The sequence below is a fragment of the Thalassotalea coralli genome (assembly GCF_055786205.1).
The window spans coordinates 512,139-532,891 of sequence record NZ_JBVVBK010000001.1; the positions used below are offsets into that span (position 1 = coordinate 512,139).

The 20,753-nt window shown below is 41.1% G+C and carries 13 protein-coding genes; 3 read left to right on the top strand and 10 right to left on the bottom strand.

Going from position 1 to position 20,753, the window contains the following annotated elements:
• Positions 1-107 precede the first annotated feature (107 nt).
• Positions 108-533: a DUF3010 family protein gene (locus tag ACOB80_RS02260; protein WP_473164176.1), complete on the top strand. Its 426-nt coding sequence runs from the start codon at positions 108-110 to the stop codon at positions 531-533.
• Between the two features lie 25 nt (positions 534-558).
• Here the strand turns inward: ACOB80_RS02260 and ACOB80_RS02265 are convergent, their stop codons facing one another.
• The 8 genes from ACOB80_RS02265 to ACOB80_RS02300 all read right to left on the bottom strand — a co-directional run bounded on the left by ACOB80_RS02265 (position 559) and on the right by ACOB80_RS02300 (position 12,587).
• A complete protein-coding gene (locus ACOB80_RS02265) occupies positions 559-1,305 on the bottom strand; it encodes a substrate-binding periplasmic protein (RefSeq protein ID WP_473164177.1) in 747 nt (248 codons plus the stop codon).
• Positions 1,306-1,371: 66 nt separating this feature from the next.
• Positions 1,372-2,568: an EAL domain-containing response regulator gene (locus ACOB80_RS02270; RefSeq protein WP_473164178.1), complete on the bottom strand. Its 1,197-nt coding sequence runs from the start codon at positions 2,566-2,568 to the stop codon at positions 1,372-1,374.
• Positions 2,569-2,797: 229 nt separating this feature from the next.
• On the bottom strand, positions 2,798-4,990 hold the full coding sequence (locus ACOB80_RS02275) for a carbohydrate-binding protein (RefSeq protein WP_473164179.1): 2,193 nt from the start codon (positions 4,988-4,990) through the stop codon (positions 2,798-2,800).
• 247 nt (positions 4,991-5,237) lie between these two features.
• Positions 5,238-7,847: a TonB-dependent receptor gene (locus ACOB80_RS02280; RefSeq protein ID WP_473164180.1), complete on the bottom strand. Its 2,610-nt coding sequence runs from the start codon at positions 7,845-7,847 to the stop codon at positions 5,238-5,240.
• A 186-nt stretch (positions 7,848-8,033) separates the two neighbouring features.
• Positions 8,034-9,647 carry a glycoside hydrolase family 3 protein gene (locus ACOB80_RS02285; RefSeq protein ID WP_473164181.1) on the bottom strand — a complete coding sequence of 538 codons (1,614 nt, stop codon included), beginning with the start codon at positions 9,645-9,647 and terminating at the stop codon, positions 8,034-8,036.
• Positions 9,648-9,769: 122 nt separating this feature from the next.
• Entirely contained in the window at positions 9,770-10,546 is a 777-nt protein-coding gene (locus ACOB80_RS02290; protein ID WP_473164182.1) for an ATP-binding cassette domain-containing protein, read from the bottom strand.
• Positions 10,539-11,507 (bottom strand): ABC transporter permease, encoded by a 969-nt coding sequence (locus ACOB80_RS02295; protein WP_473164183.1) that lies wholly within the window; start codon positions 11,505-11,507, stop codon positions 10,539-10,541. Before ACOB80_RS02295 ends, ACOB80_RS02290 begins: the two co-directional genes overlap by 8 nt.
• 9 nt (positions 11,508-11,516) lie before the next feature.
• Positions 11,517-12,587: a substrate-binding domain-containing protein gene (locus tag ACOB80_RS02300; protein ID WP_473164184.1), complete on the bottom strand. Its 1,071-nt coding sequence runs from the start codon at positions 12,585-12,587 to the stop codon at positions 11,517-11,519.
• A gap of 227 nt (positions 12,588-12,814) precedes the next feature.
• Here ACOB80_RS02300 and ACOB80_RS02305 point away from each other — a divergent pair, with 227 nt between their 5' ends.
• A complete protein-coding gene (locus ACOB80_RS02305) occupies positions 12,815-13,990 on the top strand; it encodes an ROK family protein (protein ID WP_473164185.1) in 1,176 nt (391 codons plus the stop codon).
• Positions 13,991-14,086: 96 nt separating this feature from the next.
• On the opposite strand, the gene ACOB80_RS02310 is transcribed toward ACOB80_RS02305, so the two are convergent.
• Both ACOB80_RS02310 and lacZ read right to left on the bottom strand, forming a co-directional pair.
• Positions 14,087-16,432 (bottom strand): aminotransferase class III-fold pyridoxal phosphate-dependent enzyme, encoded by a 2,346-nt coding sequence (locus ACOB80_RS02310; RefSeq protein ID WP_473164186.1) that lies wholly within the window; start codon positions 16,430-16,432, stop codon positions 14,087-14,089.
• A gap of 52 nt (positions 16,433-16,484) precedes the next feature.
• Positions 16,485-19,676, bottom strand: a complete 3,192-nt coding sequence (gene lacZ / locus ACOB80_RS02315) for a beta-galactosidase, LacZ type (protein ID WP_473164187.1) — start codon at positions 19,674-19,676, stop codon at positions 16,485-16,487.
• 222 nt (positions 19,677-19,898) lie between these two features.
• Between lacZ and ACOB80_RS02320 the strand changes: the two genes are divergently transcribed.
• A complete protein-coding gene (locus ACOB80_RS02320) occupies positions 19,899-20,624 on the top strand; it encodes a FadR/GntR family transcriptional regulator (RefSeq protein ID WP_473164188.1) in 726 nt (241 codons plus the stop codon).
• Positions 20,625-20,753: the final 129 nt, after the last annotated feature.

A 20,753-nucleotide genomic window follows, 5' to 3' on the forward strand; every position in this document is an offset into this window, starting at 1 on the left:
AATTGAGTTTAAAGAAATAGATAAAGCCGAGCATAAGCTCGGCTTTTTTATTACCTAAATGTTGTATAAATCCTTTATAATGACAAAAAAATTTTTAGAGATAGATAATGAAAGTTTGTGGTGTAGAGCTAAAGGGTAATGACGCAATTTTATGTGTAATGTCAAAGAGCATGGGGCTCATTGATATTAGTCATATTCGAGTGCCGAAAATTTCTATTAAAGATGCTGGCGACAGTGAGCAAATGCAGAAATTTCAATTTACTTTTAAAAAGCTACTAGAAGATTATCAAATAGATCGTGTCGCGATCAAAGGTCGTGCGTTAAAAGGTAAGTTTGCTGGTGGTCCTGTAGGCTTTAAGTTAGAAGCTGCTATTCAGCTTATCGATAATGTAAATTGCGAGATTTTGGGGTCAAGTCATATTAAATCAACATTAGCGAAAGCGCCTATGTCGATTGATTTTCGTGATACAGGTTTGAAAAAATTCCAAGAAGGCGCATTTCAGACTGCTTTCTCCGTATTAATTAATGACTAATTAGATCTTGGCTTTAGTCTATGAGTTAAGGGCGGATAAAGTTTAGGTTTAAATGCTTTTCTTTAATTTTTTCTAGCTCGCCCGTTTGTTGTAATTGGTTAAAAGCTCGGCGATACTTTGCTACAACGTCGGGCTTTGTTTTCTTGCTAAAAGCTATCCATAAGCCTTGTCCCCAATTTTCAATCGTAAACAGTCGAATCATTTCATCAGGTGATTTATTTGCTTGTCTGGCTAAGTTAGTGATCGCAATTTCACTACCAAAGAGTAAATCAACGCGTTTAGTAAACAGCATATTAACCATTTGATTTGGGCTAGATACTTTCATTAAATTGTTAAAGCCACGCTTTGTTAGCTGTTTGTCTTCGAATGCATTTTGCGTTACTGCGACAATACGCTTTCGCGCATCGGACAGAGAAGAAACATGATTGCTAGTAGATTCTCTCAGCGAGTAAAAATAGTGAATGTTTTCGTCAACCTTGCCCACCCAGTTAAATAAAGGCTCTCTCGCAGGGATTCGGTAAATAGAAAAAATCATCACGTTTTCATCGCTTAATGCTTTGCGGTAGGCTCTCTCCCATGGCAGTACTTCAATATCGATATTGTCGTTAACCGCTCTCCCTAACGCTTTAACAACTTCCACTGAAAAGCCGGATATTTTTCCTGTGTCGTCAATAGCTTGGTAAGGGGGCAAGTGTTCAGTAACCGCGGTTATTTCTGAAGCTGCTTTTAATTGAAAGGAGACAAGGAAAATACAAAGTAAAAAGAATTTCATATATAACAGCAGCCCATTGAGTTATTTCGCATTCCGATTAAAGGGGATAATCATTCATGTTTGTAATTATAGTTTAGGCGTAAAACGGCCTTGGTTGTCTGTTAACCATTGAGATAGCTCTAGGTATGACTTAGGTTTGCTAATAAAATACCCTTGAGCACAGTCACATTCTAACGTTTTTAATGTCGCTAAAATCTCTGCGTTTTCTACACCTTCTGCTAACGTTTTCATGTTCAACATTTTCCCAAGCATTATACATATTTTAACTATAGCCATAGCCTCCTGATCTTCTAGCATCTTGGATGTAAATGTTCGGTCAATTTTAAGTTCGTTAAATGGTGCCTGATAAAGTTGCCTTAACGAAGAGTAGCCAGTGCCAAAATCATCAATCGATAAATGAAAGCCTTTCATACGTAATCTATTTAGTACATCTAACGAAGAAGTTAAGTGTCCCATAACCGCACTTTCGGTGAGTTCAAGGGTAATGCTGTCAGGAAAAATGCTGTTTTTATCGGTAATGTTTTTTAATAACTCGGGAAAAACAAGGGATACAATATTATCTGCCGTGACGTTTATTGATAACAATAGTTGCGGGTGTATTTGTTTTAATTGTCGTAAGTCACTGCAGGCTAAGTTCAATACATTACTGGTGAGTTGATTAATTAACTCATACTCTTCAATTAAGTGTATGAACTTATCTGGGTAAACCAACCCAATATGTGGATGCTGCCATCTAACTAAGGCCTCTATTCCAAATACTTGGTTGTCAGTTAAACTGATCTGAGGTTGATAATGTAATATAAACTCTGACGATTCTAATCCTCGAATGAGTTCTTCTTTACTAAAATTAATATTGTATTGGTACTGAGAGGTTTCTCGATGCAAGTTTATTTGCATGTTTTCTAGAATAGAAACAAATAGCTTGATTTCAAACGGCTTAGTTAGCGTATCAATGACTGGCATTTTGTGTGCTTCGGCTAATTGCTGTGCTGAATGAAGCACTTTCTCATCGAAGCCACTGATCAGAATAAGAGGGCAGTATATTTCTCTCTCTGCTAAGGCTCGAATAACCTCAATACCATCAATATTAGGTAAGATAAGGTCTAATACTAAAATAGTGTTATCGGTAATTTCTTGTTCAAGAAACTCTAAAGGGTCAGTAGAGTAACTAACTTGCCAGCCTTGATCTTGTGCTATTTCAGCGAGTAATTCTGCATATTGTGGATCATCGTCCAAGATGAACAAACTAAAATTTTCAGGCATCTCTATCAGCTAACGTCATATTATCCTTTGGCATAAATATAGCTGAATTTATATTGAAAGCGATAAAATTATTTAAAAATAAGCATGTTACAAAGAATTTTTAATAAGAGGCAATTCATTTATTCCAAAGAATACTAATGAATTAAGTTGATAAAATTGAAAATACTAGCTACCTATTTTCTAAGGTAGCTAGTGTATTTCTGTCAATTTTTATCTAAAGAGTAGCTTGTTAGTTACAGCTAGCGACTTCTTCCCACGGATCGCCAGCAGTCGGCACGTTATTTTGTGACCACCATTTAGCACGGAAAGTTTTTGTCACGCCATTTGCGTCGGTATACGTGACTTTGTCATCGGCAACATAAACTTGCGCAGCATCCCAAGGAGCAGGGCAGCTAGTACCTTGTTCGAAAGCTACAACAATAGAGTGAGCACCACTTACATTAGCAAATGTGTAGCTAGAGGCAGTCGCAACCGCTTGACCATCAACTGTAATGGAAGCAACACGGTAACCTGAGTCGGGAACGAAAGTGACAGTATAATCAGCGCCACCTTTTGCAGATAATTGATTGTTAGCATTAGGCACTGGCGAAATACTGCCTCCTGTACCAGATACTGTCGCTGTAATGGTGTGAAATACAGGGTTGTCTATGGTCAAGTCTGAGAAGTTACCGTTAACAAACTCGAAGTTATCTGCTGTTAATGAGTTTGCTTGGGTGTTCTTCAGTGTCAGCTTTTTATTGTCGCCGCCTGATACACTATCTAGTAAGCTTAATACTGCGTCGTTGCCTTCTTGCGTTAACTCTAACACATTGTAGCTGTAGTTGAACGCGCCCATACTTATCACTGTTTTTTCAACAGAAAAACTGTTGATAGTGATCTCTTTATTCCACCCCCAGTTTTGATAACCAAGTAGCACTATGTAGCCTAGGCGATCAAATGTCCCGGTTACGTTAGTAAACATATCGGCGTGTAAATCATCGAGCCCTAAGCCTGTTAGCGTTATTGAACTGTAGATTCCACCGTCTGCGGCTTGAACGCCAATAACTACACCTGTGTCAGATTCATAAGCTTTTAAATGTTTAAAGCCAATACCAGCAGTGCCGCGAATTTGATCGATAGCGGGATCAAATCCACTGACAGTTTGCGTACCCTGCCATGCAATCGAATATACTTTTGAGTTGGCGATGACCGCATTGGTATCAGCCAACACTTGGGTTGCCGTTACGTTTTGAAGCGTAACAGTTTGACCTGCAAAAGATAAAACGGCACCACTAGGGCTATCGGTTACACTTAAACCGGATAACGGAGCAGAATTAGTCCAATCACGTAAGATAATTCTATCGTCGCCAGCCGTGAAGTCAGTGACCAAGGTTTGACTGCCACTCGATTCGTTTAGCTCAATTGAATCTGAACCACCACCTGTGATTACTGTATCGTTACCCCAGCCAGCAGAAATCGTTTCATTGTAACTTGAACCTTCTATGGTATCGTTGGCTGGTGTATCGAATATTGTATTGTAACCACCAAATTTATATACGTACTTTGTGATACAAGTGCCAAGTTCGTCACAAGTAATTTGATCTTTTGTTAACAGGTCGCCTACACCCCAAGCGCCGCGCAAATGAGCTGCGGCAAGAATTCCAGACATAGTGGCTTGTACAGTAACAGGGTTACCGTTGTCATCAGTATCAGGCCAAGATTTAGCAAGGGCTTGTGCCCATGTCATATTGGCGTTATCTAATAAGCCAGATATGACATTGTAGTTAAAGCGCATTGCATCGCGCATTACCAATTCTTGCTTGTCAGGGTTTAATAAATCGTTAAATGTGTTAACACCATTTCTACCTGTAAAATTACCTTCCCACTTGTTTACATCGGTAACGTAAACCTGATTACCACCTGATCCTGGAATTTCCGCTAACGCTTCTGTTTTACAACCGATCCACGTGCTGTCGTCAACAAACATATAGAAACTGTCATAGTCTGTGCCGTTAACATTAACCACTGTAGGGCTATAGTAGCCAGCGTCGATAAGTACTGCTTCACCCAATTGGTAGCCGACAAATCCCCATGCATTCATGGAGTTATACTGCATTTGCTTAAACATTGCTGCATCGTTTGGTGTGGCTGGGTTATAAATATTGCCAAGTCCCAATTTATTAAAAAACTCACGCACTGTTGTCGGTTCAGACACCATAGAGCCGGTATTGCAGTCTCTCACTAGTCGCCCCGGCTGAGTAACTTTAGCGTAGGTTAACACCGGAGTGTCTAAGTTTTGTGAGTAGTAGTCAGCTAGTGCTGGGTTGATACCTGATTCAAAGTTGCGAACAGCGTCTAAAAAGTCTTGAATGCTACCGTTGGCTGAGGCTGATTGTTGGCATAATGTTGCTGTTAACACGGCCAAGAGGGAGAGCTTTTTCATGTTTATTCCTTGTATCTAAAAGTTTAAATAGGTGTCAAACTTCTTAATTGACAAGAGTTACGCTTGAAAACTACAAATCATTCCCCTATGAAATGGTTTTAACGAGCAATTAGGTTTAAAAAAGGCCAGGCTGGGAAACAACCTGGCGCAATGAAAGGTGAGATTCCTTTCTTCATCGCTACCGGGTGCAACATTAGCAGCGATGCTTATGTGGAGGGTGTACGTGTAAACCTCCACGATAAGTCGTCTAGAACTTAACACTCGCACTAACGTAATAACGAGCGCCAAACTCATCTACACTGTGAATAACATCCCATTGCGGCAGTGTTGAAACGATGGCTTCGTTAAATAAATTTACGCCTTCAAGTGAAAAATCGATGTTTTCTGAGAAGTGCCACACAATAGAGGCATCAACTTGATCGTAGGGCTCATTTACTACCGTGGTATTACTGCCGACACTTGTCCACTCGTCGCGGCCGTTATAGGCAATTCGTGCACTGATGGTTTCATTTTCATAATATGCTGCAAGGTTGTATGAATTGTCTGATACCCCTTGGACACTCACTTCATTACCTGTTGAGTCTGTGACGGATGAGTCGGTATAGGTATAGTTAAGTTGTAAACCAAAGCCGTTACCGAAATCTTGCTGATACTGAAGTTCAAGCCCTGTTACATCAGCAGTACCAACATTGCGTGAACGAGTAACAAAACAAGTTTCAGAACAGCCTGCTAATGATTCAACGGCCGTTGTCGTTTCAATGTAGTCACTGATATTTTTCTGGAAAAAAGTAGCACTCATCAAAGACGAAGGATCGAAATACCATTCAATGCCGATATCGTATTGATCCGCTTTATAAGGGTCTATGTCTGGACTACCAATGGTGGCTGCGCCTAATTGTTGTTGAATTGACACGGCCATTTTCATTTGGTCATAGTCAGGGCGAGCAATAGTAGATCCGGCGGCAAAACGCATGAGTAAATCAGGCGCTAAGTCGGCAACGATATTAATGCTTGGAAGGAACTTGGTGTATTCTTTTGTATCTTGAGCTGGGCTGCCGTCTACTGTTCCTTTTGAAAGTACTTCAGTATCAACTAAACGAATACCGAAGTTACCGCGAAAACCGTCGCCAGAGAAGTTTGCTTTTGCATAAGCAGACGTAATTTCTTCTTCAATAGAGAAGGCACCTGTTACTGTTAGTGGCCCTTGATGGTTTCGGCCATATTCCCAGATGTCTTCGTTGATGATGGCAAATCTTCTTAGCGTACCCGCTCGGCCTTCAGCATCGTGTAAGCCTTCTGCGAATCCACCATTGTAATCGGCTAACGTTAGGCCATCAGCCATTGCGGCATTAATATCTAAGCTGGTATCGTCAACAGACGCAGAGAAGTTTTGATCTTGGTATTTGACGCCAAACTCTACGGAATTAACTACACCGTAATCTAGGTCGACAGAAAAATCGGCTTGGTAATAATCTATTTCGTGGTCACGTTTGTTGTTTACATAAGTAAACTCGCGATATAACTGCATTTGTGAATGATCTAACACGTAATCCGGGTGAGTCATGATCATTTCGTGTGGACCTGTTAAATCAAAGGTAAACCCTGTTTTGCTTTTGTCGTCTAAATTGCCCCACCAGGTACTTGTTTGCAGAGCTCTTGACTTGGCGTCCGATTTACCGACAACGAAATGACCTGTCCAATTATCTCCTTGATAATCTAAGGTTAAATTAAGCACATCTGTTTCCATTTTCGGCGTTCTAAGAACAGAGTTGTTAAATACAGGGACCACGTCACTGTCCTGGCTAACCGGTACCACGGTACCGTATGTGACAGCACCTTTGCTGTTAACTTTTACGGTTTGAGAGTCCAATACGCCATTCATTGAAGGTACTGAAAATAGCGCAGAATTGGTGTGCTTATTGTCTAAGCTAAACTTGTTGTAATCTAAAGCCACCACTAAGTTGTCATTTGGCGAGTATTCAAGAGTAATTTGCGTGGAGTCACGTTCACGTTCTTCATCAAACAAAATTGAGCTTAGGCCCCATGCTAGGTTGTAATCATTACCTAGCTCATCTTTCATGTTTACTGCACCTGGCTCGGCAAATGAGCGCAAAGTTTCACGATTGATATTTTGCTCTTCGTATGAGTACGCAACCAAAATACCAAAGTTTTCTTCTTGGTTTTTCCAGCTGTATAGGCCTGAATAAGCCGGTGCCCACTCTTCATCTGCGTCACTATATCCGCCTTCAACTGAGCCAAAAATAGTGTTTGCTTCCAAATCTAAAGGGCGTCGGGTTTTTAAATTAACGGTACCGCCAATCGCACCTTCGTTTATGTTTGATTCCACCGATTTGTAAACATCTAAACCAGCAATCTGTTCTGAAGACAGTAACTCAAAGTTAAAGCTTCGGTTAATTCCACCTAAATCAAACCAACCCACGCTGGCAACGTTTTGATCATTTAATAACACCATCGAATGTTGTGGTGCAGTACCGCGAATAGTCACGCCACTTACCTCACCAAAACCTCGAACTACCATGACACCCGGCACGCGTTGCAGCGCGTCACCAATGTTTTTATCTGGAAAGTTACCTATATCTTCGGCGGAAATAGAGTCTAAAACGGTGTCAGAAAAACGTTTGTTGTTAAGGCTAGCTTTTAAGCTACCTCGAATCCCCTTAACTTCAATAATTTCAACTTTTTCGTCTTTAGCGCTTGGCTCAGGTGTTGTCGCTAAAGCTTGGCCACTCATGCCAAGCATAGCCGCTAAAGAGCAGCAAGTTAGCATGTTTGGCTTGCTAAAAACTGGTTTAGCTAACGACTGTTGATGTGTTCGTTTTAGACTGTGAATTAACATAACTTTTCCTTTCCTCTAGATTTGGCTTTCGCTTTACAAACTGTCCCTTGTTTTTCAAACCAGCGACAAAGTGAAGCCTTATGTTTTTTATAATTAATTTGTATTTCTATAAATATGTAAAATGTTTTTACTAACTATTAATCAATCAAATTGACTAAATGTCAACCGTTTTTTATTAAAAAAATATTAACGTTGCTTTATCAGTTGTTTAGCAATTGATATAGCGCTGTCTTTTCGACTTGAATAACTACAAATGTAAGTCTCCAATTTGGAGTAATGTCTAAGTTCTTCATCTCCTCTAAGGGCAACGACGACAAGCTTTTCATGGCCAAGTTCTATGACCTTTTTGACTAACGAAATTTGAATGTCGGTATCAATGTCCTCTCCCGGTAACGGGTAATCTTCCGTGACTATGACCAGAGGGATTCGTTGGTTTAAATCAATCGAATTTGACAATATATTAGTTAACGTATCGTGTTCGATAACGGTAAAGCTCGCACCTAAAGCAGACAGCGTATTTCGAAAATATTCGCCTGCGCTGATTGCGTCGTTCGGGCCAATTCCTCGGCTATTCACAAGCTTGTTGTAGTTGCTTGGGGGGCAAGCGAATGCAAGTTGGAATGGCTCGTGGGCAAGCGGTAACAAGGCTTGCTGATTTCGAAGGATTTTTACCGCTTTATTAGCAACTTGTGCAGAGTGTGATTGGCAAAACTCCCTAGTTAAAGGCGTGTTTAGTGAGTAGGGCTTAATATGCCGATAACGATAGCTTAAAACTGTGTGTAATCGCTCATCGAGCAAGGTTTCGCTAAGCTGTCCCTCTTTTACCGCTTTAATAACGCCGGCAATAGTGTCTTGCTGAACTTGCTTATAGTCGGTTGCTTCATTTTCATAGTGTTCTTCACTTAACATGATCAAGTGTGCACCGGCTTTTAATGAACGGATCGCAGCATCAACTGGGTCATAGTGACGTCGCATAGCCCACATATTCATGCTGTCGGTAATGATTAACCCTCTAAAGCCAAGTTGCTCTTTTAAAAGTTCTGTCAATATTGCGTAAGAAAGGGTCGCTGGCGCGTTTGCATCAATATGCGGGTAATTAATATGCGCCGTCATTATTAAACTAACGCCTTGTTCAATGGCTGCCTTGAAGGGAAGTAGGTCATTTTCCATCAATTCATTTAACGGTTTATCGACGGTTGGTAGCGTGCGATGACTGTCCTGTGCAGTATCGCCATGACCTGGGAAGTGTTTAGCACAGGAAAGGTTACCTGTTGACTTTATACCATTAACAGCGGCGGATACATGGTGTGCAACGTGCTGAGCCTTAACGCCAAAAGAACGCTGTCCGATAATTGGGTTGTCAGGGTTGCTGTTTACGTCCGCACAAGGAGATAACAAGGTGTTGTAGCCAACTTCTTGCATCTGTTGGGCGAAAATTCGATACATGGTTTGTGTGTCATCGAGATTGTCTGCTTTACCCAAACCCAGATTACCTGGGCCTAAGTCAGTCTCTTGGGTTAAAATTCCCCACGCGCCTTCTTGGTCAACTGCTAAGAGTAGGGGCGCATCACATGCCCTTAGCGCTGCTGCTTTTTGCAATGATGTTGCTAACTGGCGGGCATTGTCACAGGAGTGAGCGTTGTCATCTGTGATATAAAAACCACCTATGTGAAACTGTTTTACCAAATGATGTGCATAGTCACTATCTTCACCGGCGTAGGCGAGAACAAATAATTGTCCTACCTTTTGTTCTATGCTCAATGTGTCGATCAACTGAGCTATCTTTTTTGCATCACTCATTACATATCCTTGCTAAATTTAGGCAATAGAAAGCCTCTTCAGTAAGAGGTACTTACTGACTATCTTCGTCTGTATTTAATTTTTGGAGTTAAATGTGTTTTTAGCGTTGTCGGCTTGCTTGATTAAGCCGCAACACTTTTAGCACCTGTAATTAGTCCAACTAAGTCTTCCTTGGTAACATCTGGTACAGCTACGTCTGCGACAGAGCGCCCCTGATAAAGGACAACAGCACGGTCGCACGTTTCTACAACATGCTGCATGTTATGACTAATTAATAGAACCGCGACGCCTTGCGAGCTGATAACTTTAATAAGCTCATTAACCTGGGCACTTTGCTCAACACCAAGTGCGGCAGTGGGTTCATCCATAATAACGATATCGGCGCCCCAGTTAACTGCTCTAGCTATAGCAACGGCTTGCCGCTGACCACCCGACAAATTAATAATTTTTTCATCTAAGGATGGAATACGCGTATTGAGCCTGTTTAAGGATTTTCGCGCTTTTCGATTCATAGCTTTTGTGTCTAGCCAGCCGAGTGCTCTCAGTAGCGGGTTTTTGTGTTTTATTTCTCTATTGAGAAAAAGGTTTTGTACAATGTCAAACTCAGGAATAATGGCTAAATCTTGAAAAACGGTTTCAATTCCAGCCATACGTGCATCTTCTGGTGAGCTAATAGAAACTGATTCACCGTTAACTTCAATGTTACCCGCGTCAGGTTTATGTATACCGGCGATACACTTAACTAAGGTAGATTTACCAGCGCCGTTGTCACCTAAAAGGCCAACAACTTCGCCTTTGTTAATTGTGAAACTAACATCTGATAACGCCTTGACGCCGCCAAAGCTTTTCGCGATATTGCTAAGCTCTAACGCTTTTTGATCTAGTGCGGTTCTAACCATTTTTATACTCCTTTACACCTATGGCAACGGCAACAATGAGAATTAAGCCGCGAGCTATCATTTGTTCGTTAGTAGAAAAGCCTGAAAGAATAAGGCCGTTATTTATCATGCCCATTAACCAAGAACCCAATATAGCTCCAACAATACAAGCTCTACCGCCAAACAAGCTGGTTCCGCCAATGGCAACGGCAGCAATAACCGTGAGTAAATCAGCTTCACCTAGTGTATAGCGAGCGCCATGCAACCTACCCGCATATAAAAGACCAGCAAGCGCTGCGGCGCACGAGGAGGCGAGAAGGGCGTAGACACGAATTCGAGTTACCTTTATCCCCATTGCCCTTGCAGCGACTGGGTTGCCGCCAACGGCTAGTAAGTGTTTACCTGCAGACAGTTTATTTAGTACTACATAACCAATAAGGGTGATGACCACTGTCCAAATAAGTAAAACGGGAATACCAAAGATAGAGCCAGCGCCAAATACAAAAGTAAAGGTTTGGTCGATAATAGGCACAGACTCAAGGTTCGTTAGTTGTCTTGCAACGCCAGTAACGACACCCATGGTGCCTAACGTGATAAGTAATGAGGAGACCTGAAGGCGCTCTACCAATAAGCCATTTATTAAACCAACAATAATGCCGACACTCATTGCGCCTAAAACCGCTAATGGAATACCTACATGCTGCAGCAATAGAGCGCCTACTAAAGCACTTAAAGCAACGACAGAGCCTATAGATAAATCGATATGGCCAACTGCTAAAGCAAAGGTTAATCCTACTGCCATAATTGTAATAGGTGTGGTTTGCTTAATAATATTCATGAAATTGGCGACACTTAAAAATGCGGTGTCGTGCAATGCGATGGCGAAAAAAGCTAACACAAACAAAAATATATAATAAATGAACGCATCGCGTTTAAACGCTCGCTGTTTAATATCTTGAAGTGACATACTAAGAACCGTCATGAGATTTCCTTATTGCGCTAATGCTTGGTTAAGTAATTTTGGCAATGGTGACTTATAAGCTTGTTGCCAAATCTGCGCGATATTGGTTTTTGTTACCGTATCAAATGGCACCAAAGTTACCTGCGGATAACGTTCACCTAAAGTAGCGCCTGCCGCCATCAACGCCATTGTTTTTCCTATATCATATGGTCGGTCTGAAATAGTTGTGTGCAAACTACCATTAGTGGCCATATCGAGTAGATTATTGACGCCTAAATCATGGGTAAAGACTTTAATATCGCGACGATCTAAAGCGCGTAAAGCTTCGATGACGCCCTCGGCAGCAGCATCCCATGATACATATATCGCTTGGATGTCGGGATGTTGTAGCACCATGGCTGCGGCAATAGCGTTGGTATCACTTTCACGAATAAAACCCTTTTCGGAAACAACGCTTAACGAGGTGTTTGTTGATAAAGATTCTCTGAAAGCTTTGTCTCTGGTATTGGTAATAAAGTAATCAGCATCGTGATAAATAACGCCTATACTCGCCTTGCTTGGTGTCGCCTCTACTAACGCAGCACCCGCCGCTTTACCCATGCCTATCATGTCGTCGGTTACTATGCCCACGTAATCTTTTTGGTGGACAAATCCTTGAATTGGGTTACTCAACAAGACGAGTTTTGTTCCTTGCTTAACGACTTGAGCATAGGTGTGTTTGGTGCTTACACTATCTACAGTAAGGGAAAGCAGTAAATCAGGGGTTAACGCGGAAATATTCTCTAAGTCGGCTACTTGTTTTGCTGGATCGAACTGCGCATCTGTTACTGCTATTACTTTGATGCCCAACTGTTCAAAAGTTTCTTGAGCACCTTTTGTCACTGCACTGACCCATGGGCTCGCACCGTGCCAAGCTAATGCGGCAGTAAGTTGTTTGTCCTTTATCGTTGCGATTTGTTGAGGATTTAGTGAAACAGTTTCGGCAGCCACAGCTTTGCTTAAATCATAGCCTTTGTTTGCCAGAGAAAATGTAGACCAAACGAATAAACTAAGGCACATAGATAATTGAATAATTGCCTTGTTTGTTCTTTTAGCTTGCATGAGAAAACTTCCTGTATATTTTTTGTATGTTTTCTATCTTAGTGAGTAAAAATATTATGTCAAACATTTTGACTTAATATTTTTTCTTCCGTTTTTGATTGGTTTTATGTCATAAATAGATCATAAAAAGTGCTTTGTTATCCCAGACTAAGTACAATGAACTATTGAGATAATAATAAAAAGGTTGATAACAGTTGAAAGGCTCTAACTCCAAACAAAATAAGGCCTTGAATATTCGACTCGTTCTTTCAGAAATCGTGCGTAAAGCGCCAATATCACGAGTTGAAATTTCACGCACAACGCATTTAACAAAACAAACCATTACCAATATGGTGGAAGAATTGTTAGCGTGCGAACTTGTTATTGAAACCGGTGTAAAAAAAGAAGGCGCGGTCGGCAAACCTTCTAAAATGTTGTCGATAAACCCTGAAAAGATATTTAGTTTAGCGATTCGTGTGCTACCTACCCAAATTCATCTCGGCATCTTTTCTTTACTAGGTGAGCAAATAAGTGAAGTGCAAGTAGGGTATCAGCAAGAAAATTCGCAAGCTGATGAATTAGTTGCGCAAATTAAATCCCATTATCATCAAATGTTAGAAAGCTCGAATATTCCTGAACAAGCTATATTGGGGGCAGGGGTCTCTTTTGCTGTAGCAAAAGATTACAGCTTACAGAGTTATCAAGCATCGAGCCAGATAAGGCAGCAATTAGCTGAGTCTCTGTCGCTACCAGTTGCTGGTGAGACCACCGCTTCGGCATGTTCAGCCTATCAAATGCTTTACGGTGAAGCTAAGCAATTACACAGTTTTATCTACATACATTTATCGGAAGTCGTAGAATCTGCTGTGGTTTATGACCGACAAATCTTAATGGGACAAAATGGTTTGATGGGCGCGATTGGGGAAACCTTTGTTACCCCGGAAACCGATGAAAAAACGGCTGAGCTTGGTCGATTAAATGACTTTGCTTCTTTATCTTCATTACAGGAATTTGTCGGTGAGCCATTGTCTTCACATGCCAGTTTTACTGAGTTTTGTCAGCAGCATCAAGACAAGGTGATGGCATGGATAGAAAATGCTGCGGAGCCGATGCGTATCGCTATTCACACCTTAGAAAGTATCTTAAACTGCCAAGCAATTATACTTGCTGGCGATGTTGATTCGTGGTTTTTAGATAGATTTATCACGCAATTAAGACCTTATATTCCTTCTATCGCACAACATGGTGAAAGAGAAGTCGTTCGTTTGATTAAGACGCCTAATGTTGAAGGTGTGGGCATTAAAGGGGCGGCAACATTACCTCTGCATGCAGCATTGTCGTTTGAAAATATGACAAATTTATCCTTGCCTGAAAATGGTCAGTTGACTCAAACTCAAGCGTTAGTGTTTGGCGTAGAAGCTTAAAGTCGATGATTTCAGCGATTGCTTCACCTAAAAAAGTTCACCCCTAGGTATTAGCACTTTGGGGTGAACATTAAACTTTTACAGCGTTAAAGCTTATTATTTTGTCGCTGATTGTAGCTGGGTTAATCCTTTAATTAGCACTTCAATAAACTTGTCTGCATCAGATTTATCAAAAGCTAGCGGCGGTTTGATTTTTAAAATGTTGTAAAACGGACCTTCTGTACTCAGAAGAATATGGTGTTGTTTGAAAAACTCTACCAGCCAACTTGTTTTATCTGTCGCAGGCTTTTTAGTCTCTCTATTTTCTACTAATTCAACACCTAGAAATAAACCTAACCCTCTCACTTCACCTATCAGAGAAAATTCGTCTGCTAATGCTGCTAATTTCCCTTTAAAATAGTTGCCGGTCTCTAGGGCATGTTGGCGAAGCTGTTCTTTTTCAATTACGTCAAGCACTGCAGAACCAATGGCACAAGAAACAGGGTTTCCACCAAAGGTATTGAAATATTCCATTCCAGTAACAAACGCATCAGCAATTTCTTGGGTGGTTATAACCGCTGCCATAGGGTGACCGTTGCCTATTGGCTTACCTAAAGTAACGATATCAGGTACCACGCCTTGTGTTTCAAAAGCCCACATGTGTGTGCCGACGCGACCAAAGCCAACCTGAACTTCATCAGCGATACATACACCACCAGCTGCTCTAACGTGTTCATAAGTGGCTTGTAAGTACCCTTCAGGCATAATGATTTGACCAGCAACGCCTTGTAGCGATTCACAAATAAAAGCGCCTGGTTTTTTGCCTTGCGCAGCTAGCGAGTCGATAACATCTTTTACGTCACTAGCATAGGCTTTACCTGCTGATAAATCGCTTCCTTGATATTTTCCGCGATACGGATCAGGTAAGGTCACTTTGTGAACATGTGCTGGCGCACCTTCGCCGCCTGGACCATCAAATTTATACGGGCTTGCTTCTATACAAGCATTGGTATTGCCATGATAAGCGCCGTCTACTACTAACAACTCTTTTGAATTGCTGTAATTGCGAGCTAAACGAAAGGCTAACTCATTTGCTTCACTACCTGAGTTAACCAACATACACACCGACAGTTTTTCTGGCATGGTCGCTAAAAGCTTTTCCGCGTAATTGACAATGTTATTGTGTAGATAACGCGTATTGGTATTCAGTTTAGCCATTTGCGCTTGACCTGCTGCAACCACATCTGGGTGACAGTGACCAACATGACAGACATTATTCACCATATCTAGGTAAGGTGTGCCTGTTTCATCAAACAGATAAGCACCTTGGCCTTGTACAATTTTAAGTGGTTGTTGGTAGCTTAAACTTAACGTTTTGCCCAAATGTTTCTTACGAAAAGCAATAATGTCTTCTTTGTCGTTTAAGTCGTTATCATTACAGGCTGCAGTTAACGCGCTAATAACTGCAGTAGGATTTAGTTTCTTTAATACCTTCAACAATGTCCATGCAGGTGCTACCGACACGAGTAAATAGTCATTATCTGGATTTTCTTTGATCGCTTTGGCTGCATTACAAACCGTGGTGCATAATCGCAAGGCAACTAATGAATACAAAGAAGCGATTTCTTCAGCTACTAGCGGGCGAATTTCATTGAACCCTTTTACTAGGTGCGATAAGCGTGATAGCACTGCTTGAGGTTGCTGAGGACCGTGCATTAAAGCATAAGCGGCGGTAATAGCTAATTCATTAATTAGCTGCGAATGCACCATGTCGCCGAAGTCGATCAAACCTGTCATTCTATCGGCAGCAACCGTGGTATTTACTAATAAATTATAGTCATTAGCGTCATTGTGAATAACACCGACAGGGAGCTGATGTAGCGTTGGTAATGTGTGAGTTTGATAATGAGTAAGGAAGTGATTAACAAGCGCTAATTCCTTTCCTTCAAGTAGGTGCTTTTTGGCTTGGCAAATTCTTAAACCATTGGCCAGGTCCCATTCTAAATAGCGAAAGGCGCCAACATGCTCGAAGTTACTCAGACGTTGTTGAATTGAGCCCATAAATGTCCCGATAGAGTGCCAGAGTTTGTCGGGTGTTTCATTGTGATTAGCATCTGCTAAAAATACGCCAGGCAAATAACTCAATACACGGAGAAAATAAGTTACTCCGTGTTGTTCAACATCTGTAATACCTGCTCGATTGGTATTTGTTAAAACATTTGGAACACTGCAGCCATAATCGGTTAGATGCGCCATTGCCGCATTTTGCATGTCAAGTTCAGTCTTAGATTCGCCATTGCCGGCAATTTTAACGATAAATTTGTCGCCATTGTCAGCGGTAAATTGAAAGTTTTGATCGCAATATCCCGGTAACTCGGTCAGTTGACCTTTTAATTGGTAGTGGGTAGCCAACAAATCGTGAATTTGTTCGACGGAAAACTTCGACACTGTCTGGTTGGTCATATTCGCCTCATTAAAAGCCACAGCACTCATCTGCTGTGGCTAAATTGATGTTTTACTTCACCGTTGTTGCCAATTGTGCTTCTTTTTCAGAAGTGGCGTCAAACGGTATTAAGGTAAACTGATAGTTGATATTTTTCGCTGGGATACGGTAAGGCTTATGGACCGGGCGACCCCATGAAGTATCACCACCAACACCCATTTGCTTAGCGTCTATGTTAAAGGTAACTAAGTTGCGAATAGGCACTTCAGCACCTTTTTTCGAGGTAAGGGGTACTAAGCCTGACGCTGATGCGCTGCCATCTTTCCCTGCGATATAGTCGATATCTTGCTGTAAATAAGGCCATGCACTGACACTTAGTGGTTTATCACCAACAGCAAGTAAGCCAACAGAGTTATGATCTTTTAGGGCAACCCAACGAGTATCGGTTTTATTCGCATTTTCTTGCGGGCGAGGGTAGTGCTGAATTTGTTCTAACACTGGCGCGCGGAATAAACCAATTGCTGCTGAGGTTTTTCTATCAGCATAGCTTTCGTGAGGACCGCGGCCAAACCAAGATAAGTTCTTATAGTCGCCGTTTAGCACAGTCTGCATACCAAAACGTGGTAAGTCTGGTAACTTTTGACCTTTAGCAAAGTTAATAGCGGCGTTTACTTGAACGCGACCATTGTGTGCGATGCTGTAATCAACTTGGTAAGTGCCATCGAATACACTTGAAATGTATTTAGCGGTTAGTTGATAGCCTTGAGAATTCTTTTTATAGGTGAGATCTTTTAGCGACAAACTATCGGCAGCCGTTTGCCAGATGCTCGCCCAGCTGTGCATGTTGTTACCTAAATCATTATCCGTTGGCGCGCGCCAGAAGTTAGCTTTTAATGGCGCTTTTAATAATGACTTATCTTTGTGAACATACTGCGTTAACCAACCGGTTTTTTGATCAAACTCGAGACGGGTTTCACCATTATTGAAAATGATGCTACCAGCAGATTCTTTTACGTTAGCAAGCTGTAACCCTTTATCTTTTATTGGCGCAGCAACGCGCTTAACCAATAGTGGAAATTGTTCAAATGCTACCTCATGACCTATGTCTAGCAAAGGTTGTGGCGTATCGATAACAGCTGAAAGCGTGATGAAGTACTCACGAGAATCTTGTGTTGGTAGCGTTGGTAGCTTAATCGACAGCGGTTTTGACTGCTGTGGCTCAACCTTTGGAAACGCTTGCTGACCTTTGGCAACTAATTCACCATTTGCTTCAATCTTCCAATGAAGCTGGTAGTCGTCTAAGCCGATAAAAAAGTGCTTATTCTCAATAGTAAATTGGCCTGCTTGAGCGTTTGCAGCTGTAAAACGAATAGGTTGATATACTTTTTTCACTTCATAAGCGTGTGGGTTAGGTACGCGATGAGGGTTTACTAAGCCATTGTTTAAAAAGTTACCGTCGGTTGGTAAATCAGGATGGAAGTCTTTACCGTAAGCCCAGTATTTAACCCCATTTTCGTTTACGTATTCTAAAGATTGGTCGACCCAGTCCCAAATAAACCCACCTTGCAGGGCAGGGTACTGTTCAATTGCTTGCCAGTAATCTTTTAAGTTACCTACTGAGTTACCCATAGCATGGGCATATTCGATCATTATTGCTGGGCGCTCAGGATTTTTCTTTGCATATTTAACTAAGCGCTCAATAGATGGGTACATAGGTGCGAAAATATCAGTGTAATGCTCTTCACCCGCAGGCTCATATTGCACAGGACGAGAACTATCTTGTTCTTTTAACCATTTATAAGTGGTTTCAAAAACAACACCTTCACCTGCTTCGTTACCCAAAGACCAAATAATAATAGATGGGTGGTTTTTGTCTCGCTCATACATACGCTTGGTGCGATCTAAGTGGGCAGGAATCCAGCTTTTTTCATTACCAATTTGTGTTTTCTTATCAATAGCAAGCGGATGAGATTCAATGTTGGCTTCATCGACAACGTATAAGCCATATTTATCTGTTAAATCATACCAGTAAGGGTTGTTAGGGTAATGAGCCGAACGTACAGCGTTAATATTAAATTGTTTCATCAATTTAATATCTCTTTCCATAGAGGCTTTATCTACAACGTGCCCTTTGTGAGGATCTGTTTCATGACGATCTACCCCGCGAATATAAATGGCTTTGCCGTTAACCAGTAGTTGACCATTTTTAATCTCTATACGGCGAAAGCCAATGTCATCGCTAATGGATTCGATAACCTTGCCACTGCTATCTTTAAGATTGATCACTAAGGTATAAAGAGACGGGCTTTCTGCAGACCAAAGTGCAGGTGATTTAACCGGCGCTGTAAAAGATACGTTTTTAGAACTGTTGCTTGCTAAGTTAATGGTTTGGCTTTTGGTAACAATCGCCTTCATACCTTGTCTAGGGTCAAACAGTTGGCTTTCCACGATGACTTTCTTGTCACGAGACTCATAGTTTTTAAGATCAATATCTAAGGTAAATTTACCTTGCTTGAAGTCATCAGACAGAGTTGGTTTAGCGTGAAAGTCAAACACGTGCTGTTTAGGTGTTGCGTAGAGGTAGACGTCGCGCTCGATACCTGAAATACGCAGCATATCTTGGCTTTCCAGATAACTTGCATCTGTCCAGCGTCTTAATTGAAAAGCAAGTAAGTTATCGCCTTTTGCTAAATATTGCGTGATATCGAACTCTGCTGGTGTTTTTGAGCCTTGACTAAAACCTACTTTTTCTCCGTTTAGCCAAACGTCTAAAGAAGACTTTGCTGCGCCAACATGCAAGAAAACTTGCTTGTTCTTCCATGAATCTGGCAAAGAAAAAGACTTACGATACGAGCCAATTGGGTTGTATTCTTTTGGGGCATCAGGCCATTTTGTTGTAAATGGAAAGCGTTCATCTAAATATATAGGACGACCAAAGCCATTGGTTTCCCAGTTGCCAGGAACTGGGATCACTGACCAATCGCTGTCATCATAGCTTGGTGCTTCAAATCCATTAGGTTTGTCAGCCGGATTTTTTCGCCAGTGAAACTTCCACAGGCCATTAAGGCCCATATAGTTGATACTGGCTTCTTTATCGATAGTTAAAGCGGCCTGTTGGTTTTCAAAAGGAAATAGGGTAGCGTGAGGCGCTTCTTTGTTAATTGAAAATACTTGATGATTTTCCCAAGGCTGACGCTCATTTGCGAAAACTGAAGCGGATAAAACTGCGCTACAGGCAAGTAAATTTGTAAGTACTGACTTCATTGTGATAGAACTTATTAGTATACAGTAATATTTATACTACAAATTATTTTGCGACTTGCCTAGTGGATATTGTCAATCACAACCGTTTTTTTGAATTTTGCTTTAAATTGGTTAGACACGGCGTTGCTTAAATTAAGGCAAAAATTCAGTCGAAAAATATCGCTAGTTAAATTGTAATTGCTCATTTATCATATAAATATTAAAAACACGCAGTAGGTCTATATGGATTCAATACATCGCAACCTAACTCAACAGATGGTGCATGAGTTAGGCAAGCAAATAATGCAGGGTAAATATCAGGTTGCTGACAAGCTTCCCTCAGAAGCTGAGCTTTCTGCTCAGTTTGCCATTAGCAGAACGGCAACACGTGAAGCAGTTAAAATGTTAACGGCGAAAGGATTAATTACCTCAAGACCACGACAAGGCATACGTGTTGCTGATAGTAAATTTTGGAATTTATTTGATATAGATGTACTGCAATGGATTTTACTCGGTAAGCCCGATTTATATTTATTGCGTCATTTCCTACAGTTACGTTTTGCTATTGAACCTGAAGCTGCGTTTTTAGCTGCAAAGTATGCACAACCAGAAGACTTGGTTGCTATAGAGAATGCGTTGGCAAAAATGAAAGGCGCGTCTAGCAGCATTGAAGATACCCATGAGGCAGATATAGAATTTCACCAAAGTGTTTTGGTTGCCAGTACTAACCCATTCTTTATTCAATTAAAGCACTTTATAGCGACCGCATTGAAAGTAAATTTAAGGTTTACTGAGCGTGCTCAAGGAGTAACGGAAGAAGAATATCAAGCGCATGTTGATATTTATGAGTTTATTAAACAAAAGGCACCTGAAAAAGCATTTGATGCCGCTAAGATAACACAACGAGCTACGATGCAAATTGTTAATGAGCAAATCGAAAAATTAGAGCTCGAAAAAGAAAAAGCATAAAAGTCGGCTGATAAAAAGCCAATAAAGTCAAGCTCTTAAGTTTTGTTGATAGTGTTTTTTATCGGCAAATTAAATTAAGGGCTTTTCTTTGGGATAAAATATATTGTAGTATAAATAGTATTAGGTGTA

Excerpts from the sequence above, each read along its gene's own strand:
- ACOB80_RS02260 (WP_473164176.1), top strand. The coding sequence starts at position 108 with ATGAAAGTTTGTGGTGTAGAGCTAAAGGGTAATGACGCAATTTTATGT.
- ACOB80_RS02265 (WP_473164177.1), bottom strand. The coding sequence starts at position 1,305 with ATGAAATTCTTTTTACTTTGTATTTTCCTTGTCTCCTTTCAATTAAAA.
- ACOB80_RS02270 (WP_473164178.1), bottom strand. The coding sequence starts at position 2,568 with ATGCCTGAAAATTTTAGTTTGTTCATCTTGGACGATGATCCACAATAT.
- ACOB80_RS02275 (WP_473164179.1), bottom strand. The coding sequence starts at position 4,990 with ATGAAAAAGCTCTCCCTCTTGGCCGTGTTAACAGCAACATTATGCCAA.
- ACOB80_RS02280 (WP_473164180.1), bottom strand. The coding sequence starts at position 7,847 with ATGTTAATTCACAGTCTAAAACGAACACATCAACAGTCGTTAGCTAAA.
- ACOB80_RS02285 (WP_473164181.1), bottom strand. The coding sequence starts at position 9,647 with ATGAGTGATGCAAAAAAGATAGCTCAGTTGATCGACACATTGAGCATA.
- ACOB80_RS02290 (WP_473164182.1), bottom strand. The coding sequence starts at position 10,546 with ATGGTTAGAACCGCACTAGATCAAAAAGCGTTAGAGCTTAGCAATATC.
- ACOB80_RS02295 (WP_473164183.1), bottom strand. The coding sequence starts at position 11,507 with ATGACGGTTCTTAGTATGTCACTTCAAGATATTAAACAGCGAGCGTTT.
- ACOB80_RS02300 (WP_473164184.1), bottom strand. The coding sequence starts at position 12,587 with ATGCAAGCTAAAAGAACAAACAAGGCAATTATTCAATTATCTATGTGC.
- ACOB80_RS02310 (WP_473164186.1), bottom strand. The coding sequence starts at position 16,432 with ATGACCAACCAGACAGTGTCGAAGTTTTCCGTCGAACAAATTCACGAT.
- lacZ (WP_473164187.1), bottom strand. The coding sequence starts at position 19,676 with ATGAAGTCAGTACTTACAAATTTACTTGCCTGTAGCGCAGTTTTATCC.
- ACOB80_RS02320 (WP_473164188.1), top strand. The coding sequence starts at position 19,899 with ATGGATTCAATACATCGCAACCTAACTCAACAGATGGTGCATGAGTTA.